General features: G+C 67.1%; 18 protein-coding genes and 2 tRNA genes. 4 read left to right on the forward strand and 16 right to left on the reverse strand.

What is annotated here, in order from left to right; all coding sequences use genetic code 11:
* Positions 1 to 393 precede the first annotated feature (393 nt).
* Positions 394 to 1,065: a vitamin K epoxide reductase family protein gene (locus tag J2X01_RS01915; RefSeq protein WP_310050071.1), complete on the forward strand. Its 672-nt coding sequence runs from the start codon at positions 394 to 396 to the stop codon at positions 1,063 to 1,065.
* 99 nt (positions 1,066 to 1,164) lie between these two features.
* Here J2X01_RS01915 and ndk read toward each other — a convergent pair whose 3' ends face one another.
* From ndk to J2X01_RS01945, 6 genes are all read right to left on the reverse strand, one after another.
* On the reverse strand, positions 1,165 to 1,584 hold the full coding sequence (gene ndk / locus J2X01_RS01920; RefSeq protein ID WP_310050073.1) for a nucleoside-diphosphate kinase: 420 nt from the start codon (positions 1,582 to 1,584) through the stop codon (positions 1,165 to 1,167).
* Between the two features lie 39 nt (positions 1,585 to 1,623).
* On the reverse strand, positions 1,624 to 2,067 hold the full coding sequence (locus J2X01_RS01925; protein WP_310050076.1) for a DUF4233 domain-containing protein: 444 nt from the start codon (positions 2,065 to 2,067) through the stop codon (positions 1,624 to 1,626).
* Between the two features lie 3 nt (positions 2,068 to 2,070).
* Positions 2,071 to 3,429, reverse strand: coding sequence for a bifunctional folylpolyglutamate synthase/dihydrofolate synthase (locus J2X01_RS01930; RefSeq protein ID WP_310050080.1), 1,359 nt, complete (start codon positions 3,427 to 3,429; stop codon positions 2,071 to 2,073).
* A 3-nt stretch (positions 3,430 to 3,432) separates the two neighbouring features.
* A complete protein-coding gene (gene ileS, locus J2X01_RS01935) occupies positions 3,433 to 6,780 on the reverse strand; it encodes an isoleucine--tRNA ligase (RefSeq protein ID WP_310050082.1) in 3,348 nt (1,115 codons plus the stop codon).
* 337 nt (positions 6,781 to 7,117) lie between these two features.
* Positions 7,118 to 7,891: an SDR family oxidoreductase gene (locus J2X01_RS01940; protein WP_310050084.1), complete on the reverse strand. Its 774-nt coding sequence runs from the start codon at positions 7,889 to 7,891 to the stop codon at positions 7,118 to 7,120.
* A 9-nt stretch (positions 7,892 to 7,900) separates the two neighbouring features.
* On the reverse strand, positions 7,901 to 8,263 hold the full coding sequence (locus J2X01_RS01945; protein WP_310050086.1) for a DUF488 domain-containing protein: 363 nt from the start codon (positions 8,261 to 8,263) through the stop codon (positions 7,901 to 7,903).
* A gap of 72 nt (positions 8,264 to 8,335) precedes the next feature.
* On the opposite strand from J2X01_RS01945, the gene valS reads away from it, so the two are divergent.
* A complete protein-coding gene (gene valS, locus J2X01_RS01950; RefSeq protein WP_310050088.1) occupies positions 8,336 to 10,957 on the forward strand; it encodes a valine--tRNA ligase in 2,622 nt (873 codons plus the stop codon).
* 4 nt (positions 10,958 to 10,961) lie between these two features.
* Here the strand turns inward: valS and J2X01_RS01955 are convergent, their stop codons facing one another.
* The 7 genes from J2X01_RS01955 to J2X01_RS01985 all read right to left on the reverse strand — a co-directional run bounded on the left by J2X01_RS01955 (position 10,962) and on the right by J2X01_RS01985 (position 18,567).
* The gene (locus J2X01_RS01955) at positions 10,962 to 12,833 is read right to left on the reverse strand and encodes a glycoside hydrolase family 15 protein (RefSeq protein ID WP_310050092.1); all 1,872 of its coding nucleotides are present in this window, start codon (positions 12,831 to 12,833) and stop codon (positions 10,962 to 10,964) included.
* Between the two features lie 379 nt (positions 12,834 to 13,212).
* On the reverse strand, positions 13,213 to 13,830 hold the full coding sequence (locus tag J2X01_RS01960) for a mycothiol-dependent nitroreductase Rv2466c family protein (protein WP_310050094.1): 618 nt from the start codon (positions 13,828 to 13,830) through the stop codon (positions 13,213 to 13,215).
* Between the two features lie 117 nt (positions 13,831 to 13,947).
* Positions 13,948 to 15,228 (reverse strand): ATP-dependent Clp protease ATP-binding subunit ClpX, encoded by a 1,281-nt coding sequence (gene clpX / locus J2X01_RS01965; protein WP_310050097.1) that lies wholly within the window; start codon positions 15,226 to 15,228, stop codon positions 13,948 to 13,950.
* A 214-nt stretch (positions 15,229 to 15,442) separates the two neighbouring features.
* Entirely contained in the window at positions 15,443 to 16,102 is a 660-nt protein-coding gene (locus tag J2X01_RS01970; RefSeq protein ID WP_310050099.1) for an ATP-dependent Clp protease proteolytic subunit, read from the reverse strand.
* Positions 16,103 to 16,140: 38 nt separating this feature from the next.
* Complete coding sequence (locus J2X01_RS01975) at positions 16,141 to 16,776, reverse strand: ATP-dependent Clp protease proteolytic subunit (protein WP_310050217.1); 636 nt, start codon at positions 16,774 to 16,776, stop codon at positions 16,141 to 16,143.
* Between the two features lie 245 nt (positions 16,777 to 17,021).
* Positions 17,022 to 18,425, reverse strand: coding sequence for a trigger factor (gene tig / locus J2X01_RS01980; protein ID WP_310050100.1), 1,404 nt, complete (start codon positions 18,423 to 18,425; stop codon positions 17,022 to 17,024).
* Between the two features lie 67 nt (positions 18,426 to 18,492).
* Positions 18,493 to 18,567: transfer RNA gene (locus J2X01_RS01985), tRNA-Pro, on the reverse strand.
* Positions 18,568 to 18,700: 133 nt separating this feature from the next.
* On the opposite strand from J2X01_RS01985, the gene J2X01_RS01990 reads away from it, so the two are divergent.
* Positions 18,701 to 18,771: transfer RNA gene (locus tag J2X01_RS01990), tRNA-Gly, on the forward strand.
* Between the two features lie 90 nt (positions 18,772 to 18,861).
* Here the strand turns inward: J2X01_RS01990 and J2X01_RS01995 are convergent.
* The 3 genes from J2X01_RS01995 to J2X01_RS02005 form a co-directional block, all read right to left on the reverse strand.
* On the reverse strand, positions 18,862 to 19,785 hold the full coding sequence (locus J2X01_RS01995; protein WP_310050101.1) for an Fpg/Nei family DNA glycosylase: 924 nt from the start codon (positions 19,783 to 19,785) through the stop codon (positions 18,862 to 18,864).
* Positions 19,785 to 20,276 carry a ribose-5-phosphate isomerase gene (locus J2X01_RS02000; RefSeq protein WP_310050104.1) on the reverse strand — a complete coding sequence of 164 codons (492 nt, stop codon included), beginning with the start codon at positions 20,274 to 20,276 and terminating at the stop codon, positions 19,785 to 19,787. Before J2X01_RS02000 ends, J2X01_RS01995 begins: the two co-directional genes overlap by 1 nt.
* A gap of 112 nt (positions 20,277 to 20,388) precedes the next feature.
* Positions 20,389 to 21,390 (reverse strand): hypothetical protein, encoded by a 1,002-nt coding sequence (locus tag J2X01_RS02005; protein WP_310050107.1) that lies wholly within the window; start codon positions 21,388 to 21,390, stop codon positions 20,389 to 20,391.
* 147 nt (positions 21,391 to 21,537) lie between these two features.
* On the opposite strand from J2X01_RS02005, the gene pepN reads away from it, so the two are divergent.
* Positions 21,538 to 24,093 (forward strand): aminopeptidase N, encoded by a 2,556-nt coding sequence (gene pepN, locus J2X01_RS02010; protein ID WP_310050108.1) that lies wholly within the window; start codon positions 21,538 to 21,540, stop codon positions 24,091 to 24,093.
* Positions 24,094 to 24,134: the final 41 nt, after the last annotated feature.

A 24,134-nucleotide genomic window follows, 5' to 3' on the forward strand; every position in this document is an offset into this window, starting at 1 on the left:
GACAGAAGTCAATTGGATACCCTCAGGTTCGCACCGGCAGTGGGGTGCGGCAGCCCTGGAGGGCCGGCGGAATTGTTCTGAAACCCGTTGATCTACACGCCACAACCAGGTGCCGTCCAATGGCATTGCGGGACAGCCCGGATCAGAGGATCCGTAGCTCCCTGCTCATCATTGGCGGTCTTGGGAACAAAGTCGCCGGACCGGAATCCGGATGTGGATCGGGTTCCAGCCACGTTCATTGTCTCACAGGACCCGTCAAAGGAGGCGTAAGCAAGCCATCCGGCCCACACCGTGTACCGAATCACTCGTGACGGCGCGACGCATCCCGGACTTCATTCGGCCTCCGGCGATAGAATCGGGCCAGACGCACCCGATCCGAAGGACATTGATTCCATGCCCAGCATCTCCAGTGCCACCGGCGAGGCCGCCGCGCAGCAGCGAAGCTCCAGCGCATCGGCTGCGGAACGGCCGTTGCCCCCGATGACCCGCGACCGACCGTTCGCGTGGCTCCTGCTGATCACCGGCGTCGTGGGCTGGCTTGCCTCCGGGACCCTGGTGCTGGAAAAGCTGGAGGTCCTCAAGGATCCCAGCCACGTGACCGTGTGCGATGTGAACCCGTGGATCTCCTGCGGCCAGGTCATGCAGACCTGGCAGGGATCGGTGTTCGGCTTCCCCAACATGTTCATGGGCATCGTGGCGTTCGCCATTATTATCACCACCGCCATGGGCCTGCTCGCGGGAGCCAGCTTCGCCCGCTGGTACTGGCTGGGGCTGCAGGCCGGCGTGACCCTGGGCTTCGCCTTCGTGGTGTGGCTGTGGTCGCAGGCGCTGTATTCCATCCACATCCTCTGCCCGTTCTGCATGGTCGTCTGGGCGGCGATGATTCCACTGTTCGTCTGGGTCACCGTCCGCAACGTGACCCACGGCGTGATCAAGCTCCCCGCCGGCCCCACCCGGATCCTCGGCGACTCCGGCTGGATCATTACGGCGCTGCTCTACATCGCCGTGGTCGCTTCCATCTTCTTCGCCTTCATCCAGGTCTTCATCGGAACGTCCGGCTACTAAGCACGCACAACCGCCGCGAGGTGACAGTTAAGGCCAATGAACGCGCGCGTTCATTGGCCTTAACTGTCACCTCGCGGTGGCGCGGCTGCATCCCGGAGCTTAGCCCTGGAACCAGATCTTGATCTCGCGTTCCGCGGAGTCCACGGAGTCCGAGCCGTGGACCAGGTTCTGCTGCACCTTCAGGCCCCAGTCGCGGCCGAAGTCGCCGCGGATGGTGCCCGGAGCCGCCGTCGTCGGGTCCGTGGTGCCGGCGAGCGTGCGGAAGCCCTCGATCACGCGGTGGCCCTCGAAGATCGCAGCGACGACCGGGCCGCTGAGCATGAACTCGACGAGCGGCTCGTAGAACGGCTTGCCCACGTGCTCCTCGTAGTGCTGCTCCAGCAGGTCGCGGCTGGCGTCGACCTTCTTGAGCTCGGCCAGGGTGTATCCCTTGGCTTCGATGCGGGCAATGATGCTGCCGGTCAGGTTGCGGGTGACTCCGTCGGGCTTGATCAGGACGAGGGTGCGCTCAATGCTCACAGGTGCTCCAATGTGTGTGGGTTGGGTTCGGAAATCAGTTTAGTTGCTTTGCTCTTCGGGGTGGGCGGCGTCCCAGGCGGCCTGGTCGCGTTCCCGCTGGGCGGCCTCGCGGTCAATCCGGATGCCGGTGCGGATCCCGTACCACCAGGCCACCGCAAAAAGGCCGCCGACCAGGAACATCGCCGGCTCCAGGATCCCGGTCAGGATCAGCACAATCTGCAGGATCCAGCCCAGCGCCACGCCCCACGGTTTGGACAGCACCGCGCAGGTGAGGACATACACGAGGCACAACGCGATCCCGACGGAGAAGATCAGGACCGGCGGGAACTCGTCCCGCCGCAGCCCGAACACGGTGAGCGTGCCGAAAAGCACCACGAAGGCCTCCAGCAGCAGCACCGTGGAGGCGAACATGACCTTGGTGGAACGGCGTTTCTTGGGCATGCCCGGGCGCCATTCGCGCTGGGCCTTGGTGAGTTTCGCCATGGTCTAGGCGTCCGCCTTTCCGAGCAGGATCCGGGCGTCCGCGACGAGCGTGATGGAGCCGGTGACGAGGACGCCGCCGGCGAGGTCTTCGTTGGCTTCGGCGCGTTCCACCGCCCATTCGAGCGCGTCATCGAGCTTCTGGGCCACGTGGATGTTGTCCTCGCCGAACCCCAGCTCCACGGCGAGTTCCGCGAGGTCCTCGGCCGGGACGGCGCGCGGCGAGTTGGACTCCGTGAAGCAGTACTCGGCGGCCAGGCCGCCGAGGGATTCCTTGAGCTGGCGGAGGATCTCCTCGGCGTCCTTTTCCCGCAGGACGCCGACGACGACCACCAGCTTGGTGAAGCTGAAGGCCTCGTGGATGGCCTCGGCGGAGACCCGGATGCCTTCCGGGTTGTGCGCGGCGTCCACGATGATGGTCGGCGCGGTGCGCACCACCTCAAGCCGGCCGGGCGAGGTGACGGAGGCGAACGCCTCCTGCACGAGTCCGGCGTCGAGCGGCTTTTCCGCGCCGAAGAAGGCCTCCAGTGCGGCGATCGCGACGGCGGCGTTCTCGGCCTGGTGCGCGCCGTGCAGCGGCACCAGCAGGTCCTCGTACCGGCCGGCGAGGCCCTGGATGGTGACCACCTGCCCGCCGACGGCGACGGTGCGGGATTCGACGCCGAATTCGACGCCTTCGAAGCGGAACGGGACGTTCGTTTCCTGGGCCTTGTCCAGCAGCACCTGGGCCGCGTCCCGGGGCTGCGCGGCGCTGACCAGGAAGCCGCCGGGCTTGATGATGCCGGCCTTTTCGTGCGCGATGTCCTCGGTGGTGTCACCCAGCAGGTCCGTGTGGTCCAGCGAGATCGGCGTGACCACGAAGACCTGGCCGTCGCCGACGTTGGTCGCGTCGGTGATGCCGCCCAGGCCCACCTCGATGACGGCGACGTTGACCGGCTGGTCGGCGAAGACCGCAAAGCCGAGGATGGTGAGGCACTCGAAGTAGGTCAGCCGGGGCTGTCCCTCGGCAACGAGCTCGCTGTCCACGATGGCCAGGTACGGGCGGATCTCGTCCCAGATCCGGACGAAGGTCTCATCCGGTACCGGGGCGCCGTCGATGCTGATCCGCTCCGTGACCTTGGACAGGTGCGGGCTGGTGTAGCGGCCGGTGCTCAGCCCGTGCGCGCGGAGACCGGCCTCGATCATGCGCGCGGTCGAGGTCTTGCCGTTGGTGCCGGTGACATGGATGATCGGGAACGCCTTGTTCGGCTCCCCCAGGATGTCCATCGCCCGGTACAGCGGGGCCAGCCGCGGTTCCATCTTGTTTTCCGGCGCCCGGCCCAGCAGCTCGGCGTAGACGCTTTCCACGGAGAATTCGTCGGTCATGGTTTAGGCTCCTACTTTTTCCACAGTGATCTGCAACTCGGTGCCGTCCCCGCTGGCATACAAGCCAAGCTCCACGGTAAGCGTTTCTGTGACCACGAGGTTTTCGTGGGCTTTCACGGCGTCGACAACGTCGCGCGCCGCCGTGACGGACGTGCGGATCCGGTCGCTGACGTTCAGTCCGGCGTCTTTGCGGGCCTGCTGGATGGCGCGGACCATGTCCCGGGCTGCACCTTCGGCCTCAAGCTCGGGCGTGACCTCGGTGTTGAGGACCACGAAGCCGCCGCCGGGCAGGACGGCTGCCGCGCGGGAGCCTTCGCCTTCCGCGGCTTCCGCCACGACGGTTTCCAGGGTGTATTCCTGCGGTTCGAGCGTGAGCCCGCCCGCGGTGACCAGACCGGCGTCGTCCACGGACCAGTCCCCGGACTTCGAGCCCTTGATGGCCTGCTGGACGTTCTTGCCCAGCCGCGGGCCGGCGGCGCGGGCGTTCACCACGAGCTTCTGCTCGATGCCGAATTCCTCGGGGGAGGCTCCGTCGGCGTCGAGCAGCCGGACGGACCGCAGGTTGAGTTCATCGGCGACGACGGCGGCGAAGCCGTCCAGGGCGGCCGCGCCGGGCGCGACGACGGTGAGTTCCTGCAGCGGCAGGCGCACCCGCAGGTTGGCGGCCTTGCGCAGCGAGGAGCCGGTGGAGCAGATCTGCTGGATCCGGTCCATGGCCTGGACGAGTGCCGGGTTGGCCGGGAACAGTTCCGCGTCCGGCCAGTCGGCCAGGTGCACGGAGCGCCCGCCGGTGAGCCCGCGCCAGATTTCCTCGGAGACCAGCGGCAGCAGCGAGGCCGAGACCCGGCAGACCGTTTCCAGGGCGGTGTAGAGCGCGTCGAAGGCGTCCACGTTCTCGTCGAAGAAGCGCTGGCGGCTGCGGCGGACGTACCAGTTGGTGAGCATGTCCAGGTAGCTGCGGAGTTCATCGCACGCACCGGAGATGTCGTAGCTGTCCAGCCGGGCGGTCATGTTCCGGACCAGGTCGCCGGTGTTGGCCATCACGTACTGGTCCAGCGTGTCGGCGTAGCCGTCGTAACGCAGCTTCGCGTCGTAGCCGCGCGCTTGTCCACCGGCTGCGTTCGTGTAGAGCGTGAAGAAGCTGTACACGTTCCACAGCGGCAGGATGACCTGGCGGACGCCGTCGCGGATGCCCTGCTCGGTGACCACGAGGTTGCCGCCGCGCAGGATCGGGCTGGACATCAGGAACCAGCGCATGGCGTCGGAGCCGTCGCGGTCCAGGACCTCGGAGACGTCCGGGTAGTTGCGCAGGCTCTTGGACATCTTTTGCCCGTCCGAGCCCAGGACGATGCCGTGGCTGATGACGTTGCGGAAGGCCGGCCGGTCGAACAGCGCGGTGGACAGGATATGCAGCATGTAGAACCAGCCGCGGGTCTGGCCGATGTACTCGACGATGAAGTCCGCCGGGTTGTGCGTGTCGAACCATTCCTCGTTCTGGAACGGGTAGTGCACCTGGCCGTACGGCATGGAGCCGGAGTCAAACCAGACGTCCAGGACGTCCTCGACGCGGCGCATCACGGACTGGCCTTGCGCCGGGGTGCGCGGGTCGTCCGGGTTCGGGCGGGTCAGCTCGTCGATGAACGGACGGTGCAGGTCCACCTCGCCGGCTTTGTTCAGCGGCAGCCGGCCGAAGTCGGCCTCGATCTCGGCGAGTGAGCCGTAGACGTCGGTGCGCGGGTAGTCCGGGTCGCTGGACTGCCACACCGGGATGGGGCTGCCCCAGTAACGGTTGCGGCTGATGGACCAGTCGCGGGCGTTGGCGAGCCACTTGCCGAACTGGCCGTCCTTGACGTTGCCGGGGATCCAGTTGATCTCCTGGTTCAGCTCCGACATGCGGTCCTTGAACTTCGTGACCTCGACATACCAGGACGACACGGCGCGGTAGATCAGCGGGTTGCGGCAGCGCCAGCAGTGCGGGTAGCTGTGCTCGTAGCTGGCCTGGCGGACCAGGCGGCCCTGGGCGCGGAGTACCTGGGTGATGGGCTTGTTCGCCTCGAAGACCTGCAGGCCGGCGATCTCCGCCAGCGGGCCGTGGCTGAACAGCGGCAGGAACTTGGCGCCTTCGTCCACGGAGAGGACGACGGGGATCCCGGCGTCCTCGCAGACCTTCTGGTCGTCTTCACCGTAGGCGGGCGACTGGTGCACCAGGCCGGTACCGTCGGTGGTGGTGACGTAGTCGGCCACGAGGAAGCGCCAGGCGTTCTGGTTGCCGTACTTCTCGTCGTCGGCGAAGTAGTCCCAGAGCGGCTCGTACGTCAGGCCTTCGAGTTCGGCGCCGGTGTGGCGGGAGGTCACCGCTGCTTCGGCCGCGGCGGCACCCTCGGCGCCGTCCCCGTAGCCGAGATCCTTGGCGTAGGTGCCGAGCAGGTCCCCGGCGAGCAGGAAGCTGCCGGCGACGGGGGCGTCGGCGGAGGCTGCCTTGACGCCGTTCGGGCCGGCCGGCAGGACGACGTAGCTGATGGCGGGCCCGACGGCGAGCGCCGCGTTGGTGGGCAGTGTCCAGGGCGTCGTCGTCCAGGCCAGCGCCTGAACTCCGGCGAGCTGCCGGGACAGCTCCGACTCCCCCGCCGTGATCGGGAAGGTGACCGTGACGGTCTGGTCCTGGCGGTTCTTGTAGACGTCGTCGTCCATGCGCAGCTCATGGTTGGACAGCGGTGTCTCGTCCTTCCAGCAGTACGGCAGCACGCGGTAGCCGTTGTAGGTCAGGCCCTTTTCGTGCAGCTGCTTGAAGGCCCAGAGCACGGACTCCATGTACTCGACGTTGAGCGTCTTGTAGTCGTTCTCGAAGTCCACCCAGCGGGCCTGGCGGGTGACGTAGCTCTTCCACTCGTCCGCGTACTTCATCACGGACGAACGGCAGGCGTCGTTGAACTTGTCGATGCCCATGGCCTCGATCTGGGTCTTGTCCGTCATGCCCAGCTGCTTCATGGCTTCCAGCTCGGCGGGCAGCCCGTGGGTGTCCCAGCCGAAGCGGCGCTCGACACGGCGCCCGCGCTGGGTCTGGTAGCGGCCGACCAGGTCCTTGGCGTAGCCGGTCAGGAGGTGGCCGTAGTGCGGCAGGCCGTTGGCGAACGGGGGACCGTCGTAGAAGACGAATTCGTTGCTGCCGGGCGCGCCGCCAGGAAGGTCGGCGGCGCGCTGGTCGATGCTGGCCTGGAAAGTGCCGTCCTGGTCCCAGTACCTCAGGATGCGCTCTTCGATCTCCGGGAACTTCACGGAGGCCGGCACACCAGAGGTGGTGGAGGTGGTGGAGCCGGCGCCTGCGGCGGAGGCCTTGGGGTAATAAGTCATCTCGACATCCTGGGTTGAGCTGGTGAACACATGTATTCATTCAGGATGCGAGGACGGCCTGGCACTGTCTTTTCGACAACACCGGCACCGCGGTACCACCTCACTTACCGGCACCGGTCCCGCTCCCTGTGGACAGGGAGCGCGGTGTCGGCCGCTCATTACTGCTGTGACGGGCTTACCCGTCCGGTTCTACCGGCCCTGGCGCAAGAAACTCGTGGCGCCGGGGCGTTCTTCCGGAAGCTCACCGGTGATGGCCGGGTCAAAGCTGTTAGGAGAAGTCTAACAACTGTCTTGGGCCCGCAATGCCTGCACTGACCGGCCGCGCGGGAACCGGCAGTCAGGCCTTGCGGATCAGCTTGTAGTTGGCGGCCTGCGCGACCGGGCGGATCACGATCTGGTCGAGGTTGACGTGGTGCGGTGCCGTGACGGCGTACCGGACGACGTCGGCGACGTCCGCCGCGGTCAGCGGCTTCTCGACCCCCTGGTAGACCTTGGCGGCGGCGGACTGGTCGCCGAGCCGGTTCAGGGCGAACTCCTCGGTCTGGACCAGGCCGGGTGCCACCTCGATCACGCGGAGGTTGTGCTCGGCCTCCTCGAGGCGCAGGGCCCCGGTCAGGGCGTGCTGGGCGAACTTCGCGGCGTTGTACCCGCCGCCGCCTTCATAGGCGGAGAGTCCCGCCGTCGAGGTCAGGTTCAGGACGGTGCCTTCACCGCCGGCGCGCAGCATCGGCAGGAACGCCCGGGTGAGCTTCATCGTGCCCAGGACATTGACTTCGAACATCCATTCCCAGTCCCCGGTCTTGGCTTCGGCCACCGTGTCCGCGCCGCGGGCGCCGCCGGCAATGTTGATGAGCGTGTCGATGCCGCCGGCGCGGGTCACCTCGTCGAGGAGCCGGGCGACGTCGGCGTCGTCGGTCACGTCCGCCGGCAGGGCGACGGCGCCGGTTTCCGCGGCGAGCGCCTCCAGCCGGTCCGCCCTGCGGGCGACGGCGTAGACGGTCCAGCCCTCGCCTCGGAGCGCGCGCACGGTGGCCTCGCCGATGCCTGTACTGGCCCCGGTGACAACTGCTGCTTTGGCTACTGCTGCCTTGTTGTTGATTCCTTCAGTCATGGCACTACCCTAACGGCTGGCCAGGAACTCCTGCAGGACCCGGGCATGGTTGGTCTGCGGGTCCCTCGCCGCGAACAGCAGCGTCACTTTCCCGTGCTCGGCGGCCAGGTCCCGCAGCGTCTGCACGGCCGGGTTGCCGTCGAGTTCCGCCTCGTAGGCGGCACGGAAGTCGGCGAAGCGTTCCTGCATGTGCGCGAACTCGGTCCGCAGCGGCGGCGAGGGCGCCACCTCCTTGAGCCACAGCTGAAGTTGCGCGCGTTCCTTGCTGATACCCCGCGGCCAGAGCCGGTCCACCAGGACCCGGCAGCCGTCGTCGTCGGCGGGTTCGTCATAGATGCGCTTGATCGCGAAGGGCCCGGCAAATGTCTCCATCTGCGCATGCTACGCCGCACCGCCCGGCAGGCCCCGGCGGTCTGCCCGCACGGACCGTGAAAGAATTGCCGCATGGCTGAAGACACGCAGGGTACAGACACGCCCACCACCGCCCCCATCAACGTTCCGGACAAGCCCGCCCTGGAGGGGCTGGAAGACGCCCTCACCCGGCGCTGGCTTGACGAAGGAACCTACAAGTTCGACCAGGACACCACCCGGGAGCAGGTCTACTCGATCGACACTCCCCCGCCGACGGCGTCCGGGTCGCTGCACGTCGGCCACATGTTCTCCTACACCCAGACCGACGTCCTGGCGCGCTACCAGCGGATGACCGGCAAAAACGTGTTCTACCCGATGGGCTGGGACGACAACGGCCTGCCCACCGAGCGCCGCGTGCAGAACTACTACGGTGTGCGCTGCGACCCGACCACCGCCTACGACGCCGGCTACCGCCCGCCGGCCGAGCCTGCCAAGAACCAGCGCGACTTCGACGTTGTCTCGCGCCGGAACTTCATCGAACTGTGCGAGGAACTCGCCGTCGAGGACGAAAAGGTCTTCGAAAACCTGTTCCAGACCCTCGGCCTGTCCGTGGACTGGGACCTCACCTACCGCACCATCGACGACAAGTCCCGGGCCATCTCCCAGCGCGCCTTCCTGGCGAACCTCGCCGCCGGCGACGCCTACATGGCCGAGGCACCCACCCTGTGGGATGTCACCTTCCGCACCGCGGTGGCCCAGGCCGAGCTCGAGGACCGCGAGGTGGCCGGCGCCTACTACCGCTACCCGTTCTTCACCGAGGACGGCGACAAGATCTACATCGAAACCACCCGGCCGGAGCTGCTGGCCGCCTGCGCCGCCCTGGTGGCGAACCCCGACGACGAACGGTACCAGCCGCTGTTCGGCAAGAAGGTCACTTCCCCCCTGTTCGGCGTGGAGGTGGAGGTCAAGGCCCACCCGCTCGCCAAGGCGGACAAGGGCTCCGGCGTCGCCATGGTCTGCACCTTCGGCGACCTCACCGACGTCACCTGGTGGCGCGAACTCCAGCTGCCCACCCGCGCGATCGTGGGCCGCGACGGCCGCATCATCGGCGAGACCCCGGAGTGGATCACCACCGCCGAGGGCCGCGCCAGCTTCGAGGCGATCGCCGGCAAGACCGTCTTCAGCGCCAAGGAAGGCGTGGTGGAACTCCTGACCGCCGCCGGCCTCCTCGACGGTGCACCACAGAAGATCATGCACCCGGTGAACTTCTTCGAGAAGGGCGACAAGCCCCTCGAAGTCGTGACCTCCCGCCAGTGGTACATCCGCAACGGCGGCCGCGACGCGGAACGCCGGGAGCGGCTCATTGCCCGCGGCCACGAGATCGACTTCCACCCGGCGTTTATGCGCTCCCGCTACGAGAACTGGATCTCCGGGCTGAACGGCGACTGGCTCGTTTCCCGCCAGCGTTTCTTCGGCGTGCCGGTGCCCGTCTGGTATCCGCTGGACGCCGACGGCAACCCGGACTTCGCGGCGCCCATCGTCCCGTCCGACGCGCAGCTGCCGGTGGACCCCGCAGCGGACGCGGCACCCGGATACCAGGAAGCCCAGCGCGATCTGCCGGGCGGCTTCACCGGTGACGCCGACGTGCTGGACACCTGGGCGACCTCCTCGCTGACCCCGCAGATCGTGGGCGGCTGGAGCACCGACGAGGCGCTGTTCGCCAAGGTCTACCCCTTCGACGTGCGACCGCAGGGCCACGACATCATCCGGACCTGGCTGTTCTCGTCCGCGGTGCGCGCCGACGCCCTGCAGGACTCCGCACCGTGGAAGCACGCCGCCATTTCCGGCTGGATCCTGGACCCGGACCGGAAGAAGATGTCCAAGTCCAAGGGCAACGTGATTGTCCCGACCGACGTGCTCGAGGAGTACGGCTCGGACGCGGTCCGCTACTGGGCCGCCTCGGCCAAGCTGGGCGCGGACACGGCCTATGAGATCGCCCAGATGAAGATCGGCCGCCGGCTGGCGATCAAGCTGCTCAATGCTTCCAAGTTTGTGCTGAACCTGGGCGCCACCGAGAACTCCGTGGTCTCCGGAGACCTGTCCGTGCTCAGCAACACCCTGGACCGGGCCGTGCTGGCCCAGCTCGCCGACGTGGTCGTCCAGGCGACCAAGGCGTTCGAAAGCTATGACTACGCCAGGGCCCTGCAGATCACCGAGAGCTTCTTCTGGCACTTCACCGATGACTACGTGGAGCTGATCAAGGACCGCGCCTACGGTGCCGCCGGGGAGGCCGAGCAGGCTTCCGTGCTGGCGGCGCTGGCGACGAGCCTGGACACGCTGCTGCGCCTCTTCGCGCCGTTCCTGCCGTTCGCCACGGAGGAAGTCTGGAGCTGGTGGCGCACCGGTTCGGTGCACCGTGCCGCCTGGCCGTCCGCGGTTGCGACCGAGGGCGACACCACGCTGCTGGCCACGGTGGGAACGGCGCTCAGCGGCATCCGCAAGGCGAAGTCGGAGGCCAAGGTCAAGCAGCGCACCGAAGTGCTGTCCGCGACCATCACGGGCTCGGACTCCCTCACCACGCAGCTGAGGGCCGGCCTGGCCGACCTCAAGGCTGCCGCCAACGCCCGGGAGCTGACCCTGGCGGTCGGCGACGGCGAACTGACCGTCAGCGACGTCGTCCTGGCGCCGCCGGCGGAGGAGCCCGCACAGGCCTAGCGGCTTAGGACGAGGGAGGCGTTCCGCCCGGCTCAGGCCGGGCGGAACGCCTCCCTATCCCGTTTCCGGGCTCCTCCGCCAGGCGGATCGCCCAGGCGGCATTGACGAGGCCGATGTGGCTGAACGCCTGCGGGAAGTTGCCCAGCAGCTCGCTGCTGTCCGTGGCGATCTCTTCGGCCAGGAGGCCAAGGTCAGTGGCGAATCCGGCGGCCCGTTCGAAGACGTCCCGTGCGCGTTGGGTCTCGCCGGCCAGGGCCAGGGCCTGCGCCAGCCAGAAGGTGCACAACAGGAATGTCCCTTCCTCGCCCGCGAAGCCGTCGCGGGCCCGGTAGCGGTAGACGAGGCCGCGGGGATCGGTGAGCCGTTGCTCAATCGCCGCGATCGTGGCGCGCATGCCCGGATCCTCCGGAGGGAGGAACCCGACGATGGCGAGCATCAGCGCCGAAGCGTCGAGGTCGTCGGAGCCGTAGGCCTGGGTGTAGGCATTCGCCGCGGGGCTCCAGCCCTCGGTGCGGATGGAGGCCGCGATCTGCTCCCGCGCCTCGGCCCAGTGCGGTACCCGCTCGGGGGTCCTGAGGATCCCGGCGAGGCCGATGGCCCGGTCGACGGCCACCCAGCACATGAGCTTGGAGTGCAGATAGTGGCGTGGCTCCCCGCGGACTTCCCAGATGCCGTGGTCCGCCGAGCGCCAGCGAGCTGCCGCGGCGTCGGCGGCATCGGCGAGGAACAGCCGGGTGTCCGGTGATAGCCCGGCGAGGTACTTCGGCAGCGTGGCGGCGGCGTCGAGCAGTTCACCGTAAACGTCGAGCTGGCGCTGGTTCCACGCGCCGTTGCCGACCCGCACCGGGGAGCTGGCGCGCCAGCCGGGCAGGTGCACCAGCTCGCGTTCGGGCAGCTCGCGTTCCCCGCCGACGCCAAACATGATCTGCAGCTCCTCGCCGCCGGCCAGCTGGCGTGCGGCCGCGGTGGCCAGGAACTGGAAGAACTTCCCGGCCTCGTCCGGGCAGGCGGCCACCCAGAGGGCCTGCAGGGTCATGCTGGCGTCCCGGATCCAGGTGTACCGGTAGTCCCAGTTGCGGGTGCCTCCGGCCACCTCCGGCAGTGACGTGGTCGGGGCGGCCACGAAGGCGCCGGTGGGGTAGTACGTGAGGGCCTGCAGAATCCGTCCGCTGCCGGCGACGAGTTCCTGCCACGGGCCCTGGTAGTGCTGGTGCATCTCCGCCCAGCTGGTCCAGCCCTGTACGGTGTCGGCGAGCCGGCGGGTGATGTCAGCCTGGCTCCAGTCGGAGCCTCCGCCGGAAGGGGCGGGCTGGTGATGGAGGGCGAAGCCGCTGATGTCGCCGGCGTGAAGCGTCAGCCTGGCCCTCGCCGTGCCTTCCTCGAGCTCAAAAGCGACCGGGCTGGAGAGGGCCAGCAGCTGGCTGCCCGCGGTGGCCAGCAGGCCGCCGTCGAACTTGCGCAACTGGGGCCGGGTGAGGCCGTAGTCCGGCCGGGGGCAGAAGATGATGTCGAGCTCGACGGTTCCCGCGGTGCCGGACACCTGCCGGAGCAGGGTTCCGGGCGAATCCGCGCCAAGGTCGTGGCCCCGCCTTCCGTCGCCGAGCACCAGGGCATCCGTCACCGTGACGCTGCCGTCCGCGGTGGTGTGGGTGGTCTCCAGCACCATCGTCGGGCCGAAGTAGCGGCGGGTTGAGGTGTGGGCTCCGACCGGGCGGATCGACCAGAACCCGGCCGCCGGGCCCAGCAGCCGTCCGAAGACCGAGGGGCTGTCAAAACGCGGGAAGCACAGCCAGTCCACGGAGCCGGACGAGCTTACGAGTACCGCGGAGGAGCAGTCGGACAGGAGGGCGTAGCTGCCGATGGGTTCACTGCTCATGGGGGCACCCTGTTCATGGGCTGGCCTGTTTTGGGGCTGGCCTGTTTTGAGGCAAAGGGGAAGCCCCATCAGCGTGTTGCCGTTGGTGGGGCTTCGACTTTTCGATTGTCACGTGACGTCTTAGACAATCTGGCAGAATCCTCAGATTTCCAGGTCTTCCTACCTCGTCACTGGTAGCCATCATCTGACTTTGCCGAAGGCTGCGTCGGATGAGTGTCACTGAATCTTTGGTTTCTGCGTCCCGCTTCTTTCGAAGTGGGTAAGTTCTATTGTTGTCCCGCCCTTCGGCATACGCAAGAGCCCCGGAAGAACTACAACGAAGTAATTCTTCCGGGGCTTTTTGGCGTCTTTGTGGACTCGTTCAGCGCCCTCCGGGAACCTAGTTGAAGTCCGGGCTTTCCGTCCGGCTGCGCTTGATTTCGAAGAAGTGCGGGAAGGATGCCAGCGTCACCGTGGCGTCCCACAGGCGGCCGGCTTCCTCGCCGCGCGGGATACGGGTGAGCACGGGGCCGAAGAAGGCGGTTCCGTCGAAGGCGACGATCGGCGTGCCGACGTCCTGGCCGACCAGCGAGATGCCGGCCTCGTGGCTGGTGCGCAGGGTGGCGTCGAATTCGTCGTTCTGGCCTGCTGCCGCGAGTTCCGCCGGCAGGCCGACCTCGGCGAGGGACTTGGCGATGACCTCGGCGATGTCCTTGTTGCCCTCGTTGTGGATCTTGGTGCCCATGGCGTCGTAGAGCGCCTTGACGTAGGAGGTGCCGTGCTGCTCCGCGGCGGCGGTGATGACCCGCACCGGGGCCCAGGCCTTGGTGAGGAAGGCCTTGTACTCCTCCGGGAGCTCCTCGCGGCCGGCGTTCAGCATGGCCAGGCTCATCACGTGCCAGTCGGTGCTGATGTCGCGGACGCCTTCCACCTCACCGATCCAGCGGGAGGTCACCCAGGCGAAGGGGCACATCGGGTCGAACCAGAAGTCGGCCTTGTTGGTCATGGTTTCAGGCACAGGTGTTCTCCTTTAGGAAGTCTGCGGGACCGGCGCTGCGGTGGATCAATTACACGGCGCGCCAAAGATGACAGCGACAGGTACGGGCTGTTTATTCCCGTGCGGGCCTGTTCCGGATCAGGCGGACTTGCGGCGCTTGACGTCGTGGGCGATCAACGTGGGCGCGGCCTTTTTGGAGACGACCTCTTCGGTGATGACCACCGTGGCGATGTCGTCGCGGCTGGGCAGGTCGAACATCACGGGGAGCAGGACTTCCTCCATGATGGCGCGGAGCCCGCGGGCGCCGGTGCCTCGTTCGAGCGCCTGGTCGGCGATCGTGTTCAGTGCCTCGTCCTCGAAGACCAGTTCGACGCCGTCAAGCTGGAACATCTTCTGGTACTGCTTCACGAGGGCGTTCTTGGGTGTGGACAGGATCTGGATCAGCGCCGACCGGTCCAGGTTGGAGACGGTGGTGATGACCGGCAGGCGGCCGATGAATTCCGGGATCAGCCCGAACTTCAACAGGTCCTCGGGCATGACCTCGCCGTAGGAGTCGGTGTTGTTCTTGACTTCATTGAGCGGTGCGCCGAATCCGATGCCCTTGCGCCCGGACCGCGATCCAATGATCTCCTCGAGCCCGGCGAAGGCGCCGGCGACGATGAAGAGCACGTTGGTGGTGTCGATCTGGATGAATTCCTGGTGCGGGTGCTTGCGGCCGCCCTGCGGCGGGACCGAGGCGACCGTGCCCTCAAGGATCTTCAGCAGGGCCTGCTGCACACCCTCGCCCGAGACGTCCCGGGTGATGGAGGGGTTTTCGCTCTTGCGCGAGATCTTGTCGATCTCGTCGATGTAGATGATGCCCTGCTCGGCCTTCTTGACGTCGTAGTCGGCGGCCTGGATGAGCTTCAGGAGGATGTTCTCGACGTCCTCGCCGACGTAGCCGGCCTCGGTCAGCGCGGTGGCATCGGCGACGGCGAAGGGCACGTTGAGGCGGCGGGCCAGGGTTTGCGCCAGGTAGGTCTTGCCGCAGCCGGTGGGGCCGATCAGCAGGATGTTTGACTTGGCGATCTCGACGTCGTCGTGGTGGACGCCGTCGGCGAGGCTGCCGCTCTTGGGGGCGTGGCCGGCCTGGATGCGCTTGTAGTGGTTGTAGACCGCGACGGCGAGCGAGCGTTTGGCGGGCTCCTGGCCGATCACGTATTCCTGCAGGAAGTCAAAGATCTCGCGGGGCTTGGGCAGTTCAAAACTGCCCAGATCGGCTACTTCGGCGAGTTCTTCTTCAATGATCTCGTTGCAGAGTTCAATGCACTCGTCGCAGATGTAGACGCCGGGCCCGGCAATGAGCTTGCGGACCTGTTTCTGGCTCTTTCCGCAGAAAGAACACTTCAGCAGATCCGTGCTCTCGCCAATCCGAGCCATATGTGAACCCCTTTTAGTATCTGCTGCCGGCTCCGTGGAAATCCTGCGCAGCGCTGCACCCGTTACTGGAATCACGGACGTTTCCCGGGGGAAGGCCGCCGTGACATGTTCCACTCTAGGTCACTTTGGGCCTGTTGGGTGGAAAGCGGACGCCGGTGCGGCCACATTTAGGGGCCGCACCGGCGTCGGGTCGTGCTTGTTACGTAATGGTCCGCTACCTGGTGATTGCCTGGGGCTTCATCTTGCGGGAATCCAGCACCTGGTCGATCAGGCCGTACTGCATGGCCTCGGCCGCGGTGAGGATCTTGTCGCGCTCGATGTCGTTGTTGACCTGCTCCGGTGTCCGGCCGGAGTGCTTGGCCAGGGTGTCCTCGAGCCAGGCCCGCATCCGCATGACCTCTGCGGCCTGGATCTCCAGGTCGGAGGCCTGGCCGCCCTGGCCGCCGGAGAGCGAGGGCTGGTGGATCAGGACCCGGGCGTTCGGCAGCGCGAGGCGCTTGCCCGGGGTACCGGCGGCGAGGAGCACCGCGGCGGCACTGGCGGCCTGGCCGAGGCAGACGGTCTGGATCTCCGGGCGGATGTACGTCATGGTGTCGTAGATCGCCGTCATGGCGGTGAAGGATCCGCCCGGGGAGTTGATGTAGAGCGTAATGTCGCGGTCCGGGTCGGTGGACTCGAGTACGAGCAGCTGCGCCATCACGTCGTCGGCCGAGGCGTCGTCGACCTGGACACCGAGGAAGATGATGCGGTCCTCAAAGAGCTTGGTGTACGGGTCCTGGCGCTTGAAGCCGTAGGGTGTGCGCTCTTCGAACTGCGGCAGCACATAGCGGCTGCTCGGCAGGTTGCCGGCAGTCGAACCGAAGTTGTAGTTCATGTTCATTGCTCCTGAATTCATTGCTGTCTGCGTGCCGGTCAGTTCTCGGTGGATGAGGTGACGGTGCTGTCGCCGTTGGCGTTGGCGTTGGTTCCGCCGCCGCCGGCCACGGATCCCGCGTGCGCGGCGATCTTGTCGAAGAAGCCGTATTCGAGGGCTTCCTTGGCCGTGAACCACTTGTCGCGGTCGTTGTCCTTGAGGATGGTCTCGACCGTCTGCCCGGTCTGGTCGGCCGTCAGCTCGGCCATGATCTTCTTCATGTGCAGGATGAGTTCGGCCTGGATCTTGATGTCCGAAGCCGTGCCGCCGATGCCGCCGGAGGGCTGGTGCATCAGGATGCGGGCGTTGGGCGTGGCGTAGCGCTTGCCCTTGGAGCCGGAGGAGAGCAGGAACTGTCCCATCGAGGCGGCAAGGCCGGTGGCGACGGTGACGACGTCGTTCGGGATGAACTGCATGGTGTCGTAGATGGCCATGCCGGCGGTGACGGAGCCGCCCGGTGAGTTGATGTAGAGGTAGATATCCTTCTCGGGGTTCTCGGCCGAGAGCAGCAGCAGCTGCGAGCAGATCGCATTGGCGTTCTCGTCGCGGACCTCGGAGCCGAGCCAGATGATGCGCTCTTTCAGCAGGCGGTTGTAAATGTAGTTATCCTGGGCTGCCGGATCGACAGTAGCCATCCGGGGTGCCCCTGCTTGCTGTGACATATGTACTTACCTCTCGCTGGCGACGGTGACGCCACTGAACGGCATCACTGAACTTTCCTACATGGACACTAACGGTTTTCCGGCCTGCATTGTGCTCAGGCGCGGGGCTGTTCGCTGACGGCGCACGATTGACCGGGAGGGTTCATTACGGGCTTAAAAAGCGGCACCCCCGGAGCAAAGATCCGGGGGTGCTGCGGGAACTACGGGAACAGAAAGGGTTAGAACTTCACTGCTGCCGGGTCATCGTTTTTCGCGGTCTCGGGTGCTGCTTCCTCGGAAGCGGCGTCCTCGATGTCGGTCTCGGCAGCTGCCTCGGCCGGTGCCTCTTCGCCGCCGGGGCGGACGAAGTCGCTGAGGTCAACCTTGTTGCCCTCAGAGTCGGTGACCTCGGCCTGGCCCAGGACGACGGCCAGCGCCTTGCGGCGGCGGACCTCGGAGACCATCATCGGGACCTGGCCGCTCTGGTCGATGATCTGGGCGAACTGGTTCGGGTCCATGCCGTACTGGCCGGCGGTGGTGACGATGTAGTCGATCAGCTCGTTCTGGCTGACGTTGACTTCTTCCTTTTCCGCGATGGCGTCAAGGATGATCTCGTTCTGGAACGCACGCTCGGTGTTGGACTTGACCTCGGCGCGGTGCTCCTCGGTGTCGTGCTCGCCTTCGCCGTGGGCGTTCTCGGCGTTGAAGTGCTGCTCGAGCTGCTCTTCGACGACGGAGTCCGGGACGGGAACCGCTACGAGCTCAACGAGCTTGTCGAGGACCTTGTCGCGGGCCTCGACGCCCTGCTCGACGACCTTGGACTCGGCAGCCTGCTTGGCGAGGTCCTCGCGCAGTTCGGCCAGCGTGTCGAATTCGGAGGCCAGCTGGGCGAAGTCGTCGTTAGCCTCGGGAAGCTCGCGCTCCTTGACGGACTTGACGACGACCTTGACCTGGGCGGACTCGCCGGCGTGCTCGCCGCCCACGAGGGTGGTGTCGAAGATGGCGTCCTCGTCGGCGCTGAGGCCGGTGACGGCCTCGTCGAGGCCTTCGAGCATGGTGCCGGCGCCGACCTGGTAGGACAACCCGGCGGCGGAATCGACCTCCGCGCCGTCGATGGTGGCGGTGATGTCGATGGTCAGGAAGTCCTGGTCCGCGGCGGGGCGGTCCACGGACTTCAGCGTGCCGAAGCGGCCGCGGAGTTCGTCCAGGGCCTTGTCGACGTCGGAGTCGGTGGACTCAGCGGCGGCAACCTCAACCTTGATGCCGGCGTAGTCGGGCAGTTCGATTTCCGGGCGGACGTCAACCTCGGCGTGGAACTTGAGTTCACCGTCGGTGGCGGAGGGGTCCGGAACCTCGGTGATTTCGACCTCGGGACGGCTCAGCGGGCGGATGCCGGTTTCCTGAACGGCTGCCTGGTACCAGCCGTTGAGGCCGTCGTTGATGGCAGTTTCCAGCACGTAGCCGCGGCCGACGCGCTGGTCAATGAGTTTGGAGGGGACCTTGCCCTTGCGGAAACCGGGGACCTGGATCTGCGAAGCAACAGTCTTGTATGCCTCTGCGATGCTGGGCTTCAATTCCTCAAAGGGGACCTCAACATTGAGCTTGACCCGCGTGGGGGTGAGGTTCTCGACAGCGCTCTTCACAGTCTAAGTACTCCTGGTTTTAGGGGGTGGGGTTCTGCACCGCCAAGGTCTGGCGGATCCAGCAGAGTCGGGGTGACAGGATTTGAACCTGCGACTTCCTGCTCCCAAAGCAGGTGCTCTAGCCAAGCTGAGCTACACCCCGTAAGTGCACAGAACAGTCTACGGTCAAAACGCGCCGGTTTGCACATTTGACACCGGGGCCCTGAATTGGGTTTAGTTGTATCCGGCTTCAACAGCCGCCCGGAAGTCTTGCAGGAGAGCTCCTGCGAATTCCCGGGGACGTAGCTTAATGGTAAAGCCTCAGTCTTCCAAACTGATTACGCGGGTTCGATTCCCGTCGTCCCCTCAGAATTGTGACGAAGCAGCCCCTCCCCGGAGGGGCTGCTTTGTTTCCTGATGTTTTGTTTCCTGATGTGTCGGCGTCTGTTTGTCCCGGTCAGGGTGCCTGGCAGGCCGGGCACCAGTAGAGCTTCCGGGCGCCGAGTTCGGTCAGGGCCACCGGCGTTCCGCAGTCGCGGCAGTCCAGTCCCTGCCGCCGGTAGACGAAGTGGGATTCCTCCGGGGCGGGAAGGCCGCGGGCGGCGGCGCCGGTACCGCCGGCAGTCCCGGCCCAGTAGGGCGGCGGTGTGGTGATGATCCGTCCGTCGCGGACGCCGTCGGACATCATGGCGACGGTGTCGTCCCAGAGCCGCCCTGCGTCGTCCCCGGTCAGCCCTTTCCCCGGCAGCCACGGGTCCAGCCGCTGCCGGAACAGCAGTTCGGCGCGGTAGACGTTGCCGATGCCGGCCACAACCTTCTGGTCCATCAGCAGTGCCGCGAGCGGCGTGCGCCGGGCCAGGATCCCCGCGATGAAGGACGCGCGGTCGCCGGGGAGGTTGCGCAGCGGGTCGGGACCGAGCCGGGCCAGGACGGCCGCAGCCTCCGCCTCGCTGACCGTCTGGCAAGTGGTCGCGCCGCGGAGGTCAGCCCAGCCGTGCGCGCCGGCGAGCCGGACGCGGACGGCCCCCACCGGAGCTGGCGGGCCGTCGTAGCGGGCCGGCTCCGCCGCTCCGCCGCCGTCGTAGAGCTCCCGCTCCCCCACCCTGCGGGGCGCCCCAATGCTGGACGCGCCCCGGAAAGTCGCGTCGCCGCCGAAGTCCCAGGCGCCGTAGAGGCCGAGGTGGACGTGCAGGAGCAGCCCGTGTTCGAAGGCCAGGAACAGGTGCTTCCCGTGTGCGTCGGCGCCGGTGAGGGTGTGCCCGTCCAGCAGGGCCGCGCCGTGGACGAAACGCCCCTGCGGACTCGACACCGCGAGCCGCTCCCCCGTGAAGACGTCCCCGAACTGGCGGGCCAGCCGGCGGACGGAGTGTCCTTCCGGCACTAGGCAATGACCTCGCCGGTGCGCTCGTACGTGGCGATTTTGCCGATCCGGCGGATGTGGCGCGCGTCGTTGCTGAAGGGTTCGGCGAGGAACGCTTCAATGATTTCCGTGGCCTCGTCGACGCTGTGCTGGCGGCCGCCGACGGCGACCACGTTGGCGTCGTTGTGCTCGCGGGCCAGCTTCGCCGTGGACAGGTTCCAGGCCAGCGCCGCGCGGACTCCCTTGACCTTGTTGGCCGCAATCTGCTCGCCGTTGCCGGAGCCGCCGAGTACGATCCCGAGGGCGTTGGTGCCGGCTTCCTGGTCCGCCACCACCGCGCGCGCGGCGTTGATGCAGAACGAGGGGTAGTCGTCCAGGGCGTCGTATTCCTGGGGTCCGTGGTCGACGACCTCGTAGCCCTTGGCGCTGAGGTGTTTGACGAGGTGGGCGCTGAGTTCCATGCCGGCGTGGTCGGTGGCGATGTGCACGCGCGGGAAGTCGGTAAGGGTCACGGCGTATCCGTTCAGTGGGGCAGGCCAGTGGAATCACCGGGGCTGCGGGGCAGTTTGGGGGCTGTTCCCAGCCTACCGGGGCCCGGGGCCGGCCGGTGCGGCCGGCGGGACTTCATGAACCCGCGACGCCGCCGTTCCGGCGCGCCCGCGCCGCCACGCGTGAGATCACCTGTGCGATATTGTCCGCCGTCGTGGCACTCCCGGCGCTGACGGTCAGTCTCCGCCCGTCCAGGCGGTCGACGACGACGGCGGGTCCGCTGCTGACCAGCAGGGCCGTCGAGGTGCCCTGGCTGCGGTAGCCCCAGCCGCCATAGTCAGCGGCCCGGATCTCCTTCGGCGTCGCCGCCTCGATGGCAGCGGCCGGCACGTCCATGACCCGGACGAATCCGGCGGCGAAGACCCGGAGGCCGCTCCGGTCCACCCGGAGCCGGGCAACCAGGCACGCGGCGGTGACCAGGGCCAGGGCGGCGAGGAGCGCAGCCAGCCAGGGCACGGCGATGGTGAGGAGCGCGGCAGGGAGCAGGGTGGCGATCCCGAGCATCACGAAGACGGAACTGCGGGCGTGGACCCACAGGGTCACCGAATCCCGGACCAGGTCCGGATCCAGTTCGCGGGCGAGGGCCGCCTCCATGGCCCGGTCATCGTCCGTTGACCAGCGCTCGTCGGCCTTGAAGACGAAGCCCATCACGACGCCGAGGCCCAGCGCGGCGCCGCTGCCCATGGCGAGCACGGCGACGTCGACCTGCGCCTGCCGGGCGTTCTCCAACCCGACCTGGCCGACCAGCACCGCGGCGAGAACGGTGGTGAGGAAGAGGCTCACAAACAGTCCGGCGCCCATCATGATCCGGCGCATGATGGCCGGACGGGACAGCGGCACGGCCTGGACCAGCACGGCCCAGCCGATCAGCACAATCATGGCGGCGCCGGCTCCGACGACGGCCCCGAACGGGGCAAAGTCCACGGCACCGCCCCCGGTCCAGCGGATCGCGAGTGGCTCCGGCAGGTCCGCGCGGATCAGGAACGCGCAGACCACAAACGCCGCCGCGAGCATCAGGGGGAACCCCACCGCGAATCGCAGCGCCCTGGCGTCGACGGATTCCCGCAGCTTTCCCATATCCCCCACGCTACCCCGGCGGTTCAGGGTTCGATATGTTGGTGTGACCTAAGGCAACTTGCCCTGGGCCGCGGAAGTGAAAGAATGATTTCACTTCTAACGAGTTTCCCCGTCCATTAGCATCCCGGAGGCCCAATTTTGCCTGGAATGAACCTGACGCGCGCCGAAGCACGCGAGCGTGCCGAGCTGATCGCCGTCGACTCCTACGAGGTCGAGCTTGACCTGAGCCGCGGGGAAAAGGTCTTCGGCACCACCACCGCCGTGAAGTTCTCGGCCAGGCCGGGGTCCTCGACGTTCATCGACGCTGTGACAGCCGACGTGCTCAGCGTGACGCTGAACGGGCGCGAGCTTGACCCGGCAGAAGTTTCCGACGGCGTCCGCATCCAGCTTCCGGAGCTGGCTGCGGACAACGAACTGCTGGTCGTCGCCGAGGCCCCGTACATGAACACCGGCGAAGGGCTGCACCGTTTCGTGGACCCGGTGGACCAGGAGGTCTACCTCTACACCCAGTTCGAGGTTCCGGACTCCCGGCGGGTGTTCGCCGTGTTTGAACAGCCCGACCTCAAGGCCAGCTTCACCTTCACGGTCATCGCCCCCTCGCACTGGGATGTTGTGTCCAACTCCCCCACTCCTGTGCCGGTCGAGACCATTCCCGGCACCGACGGTGGCGCCCGCTCCGTCTGGGAATTCACACCCACACCGAGGCTTTCCTCCTACGTCACGGCGCTGATCGCGGGACCGTACCAGTCCGTCCGCAGCGAAGTGGTCTCCGCGGACGGGAAGGCCACGCCGCTGGGCATCTTCGCCCGCAAGTCCCTGATGCAGTACCTCGACGCGGACAACATCTTCGAACTCACCCGCCAGGGCTTCGAGTTCTTCGAGGCGCAGTTCGGCTGCCCGTACCCGTTCGAGAAGTACGACCAGCTTTTTGTGCCGGAGTTCAACGCCGGGGCCATGGAGAACGCCGGGGCCGTGACCATCCTGGAAGGCTACATCTTCCGCAGCAAGGTCACCGACGCCCAGGTGGAGCGCCGCGCCATCACCGTGCTCCACGAGCTCGCCCACATGTGGTTCGGGGACCTCGTGACCATGCGCTGGTGGAACGACCTCTGGCTCAATGAGTCCTTCGCCGAGTACATGTCCCACCTGGCCGCCGTGGAGAACACCCGGTTCGACCGCGCCTGGACGACGTTCGCCTCGGTGGAAAAGTCCTGGGCGTACCGCCAGGACCAGCTCCCCACGACCCACCCGATCTTCGCTGAGATCAACGACCTGGAGGATGTCGAGGTGAACTTTGACGGCATCACCTACGCCAAGGGCGCCTCGGTGCTCCGCCAGCTCGTGGCCTGGGTGGGCCCGGAGGAGTTCATGGCCGGTGTCCGCGAGTACTTCCGCAAGCATGCCTGGCGGAACACCGAGCTCGTCGACCTGATGGCGGAACTTGAAAAGGCCAGTGGCCGTGACCTGGACCGGTGGGGCCGGCTCTGGCTGGAGACGGCCGGCGTCAACACGCTCAGGCCCGAACTGTCCGTGGACACCGACGGAACAATCTCCTCCTTCGCGATCCTGCAGGCCGCCACCGGGGACCAGCCCACGATCCGGCCGCACCGGCTCGCCGTCGGCTTCTACAACCTCAACGGCGCGGGAAAACTGGAACGCGTACACCGCGAGGAGCTCGACGTCGACGGGGCACGCACCGAGGTGCCGGCGCTGGCCGGGCTCCCCCGGCCGGACCTGATCCTGCTCAACGACGACGACCTCGCCTACGCCAAGGTCCGCCTCGACCCGGCGTCCCTCGCCACGGCCACGGCCCACCTCAAGGATTTCGGCCAGAGCCTGCCCCGGACCCTGGTGTGGGGCTCGGCCTGGGATGCGGCCCGCGACGGCGAAACGCCGGCACGCGGCTATGTGGAACTGATCCTGGCCAACATCGCCGAGGAATCCGATTCCTCCGTGATCCAGGTCCAGCTGCGCCAGCTCGCCACCACGCTGAACTTCTACGTGGCCGCGGACCACAAGGAAGCCACCGCGACTGCCGCCGCCGACCGGCTCTGGGAGCTCGCCTCCGGCGTCCCGGCCGGCTCCGACGCACAGCTGCAGTTCGTCAAGTCCTATGCCCTGCTGGCACGCAGCGCCGGTCAGCTCGACACCGTGTCCGGCCTGCTGGAGGGCAGCCTCACGCTGCCCGGACTCACCGTGGACCAGGACCTGCGCTGGGAACTGATTACCTCCCTCGTCGCCGGCGGCCGCGCCGGCGACGAGGCCATCGACGCCGAGCTGGAGCAGGACAACACCGCCACGGGGCAGAACGCGGCGGCCCTCGCCAAGGCCGCCATTCCGACGCCCGAGGCCAAGGCCGCCGCCTGGGAGGCGATTGTGGTCAGGGGCGAACTGTCCAACGCGCTGCAGGGTTCGGCCGTCAGCGGTTTCACCCGGGTGCTCGATACTTCGCTGCTGGAGCCGTACGCCGAGAAGTACTTCGACGCCGTCCCGGGCATCGTCAAGGACCGCACGCACGCGCTGGCCCAGCAGATCGTCGTCGGGCTCTACCCGGCACAGCTGACCACGCAGGCGACCGTGGACCGCACGGATGAGTTCCTTGCCTCGCTGCCGGAGGACAGCGCCGCGCTGCGGCGGATGATGCTGGAGAACCGCGACGGCGTGGCCCGCGCGCTGCGCGCCCGCCAGGCCGACGTCGGCTAGGACGTCAGTACGCTGCCCGGCAGTCCTGGAACCCCGGCGCC

The organism is Arthrobacter ginsengisoli, from assembly GCF_031456935.1.
GTDB lineage: Bacteria > Actinomycetota > Actinomycetes > Actinomycetales > Micrococcaceae > Arthrobacter > Arthrobacter ginsengisoli.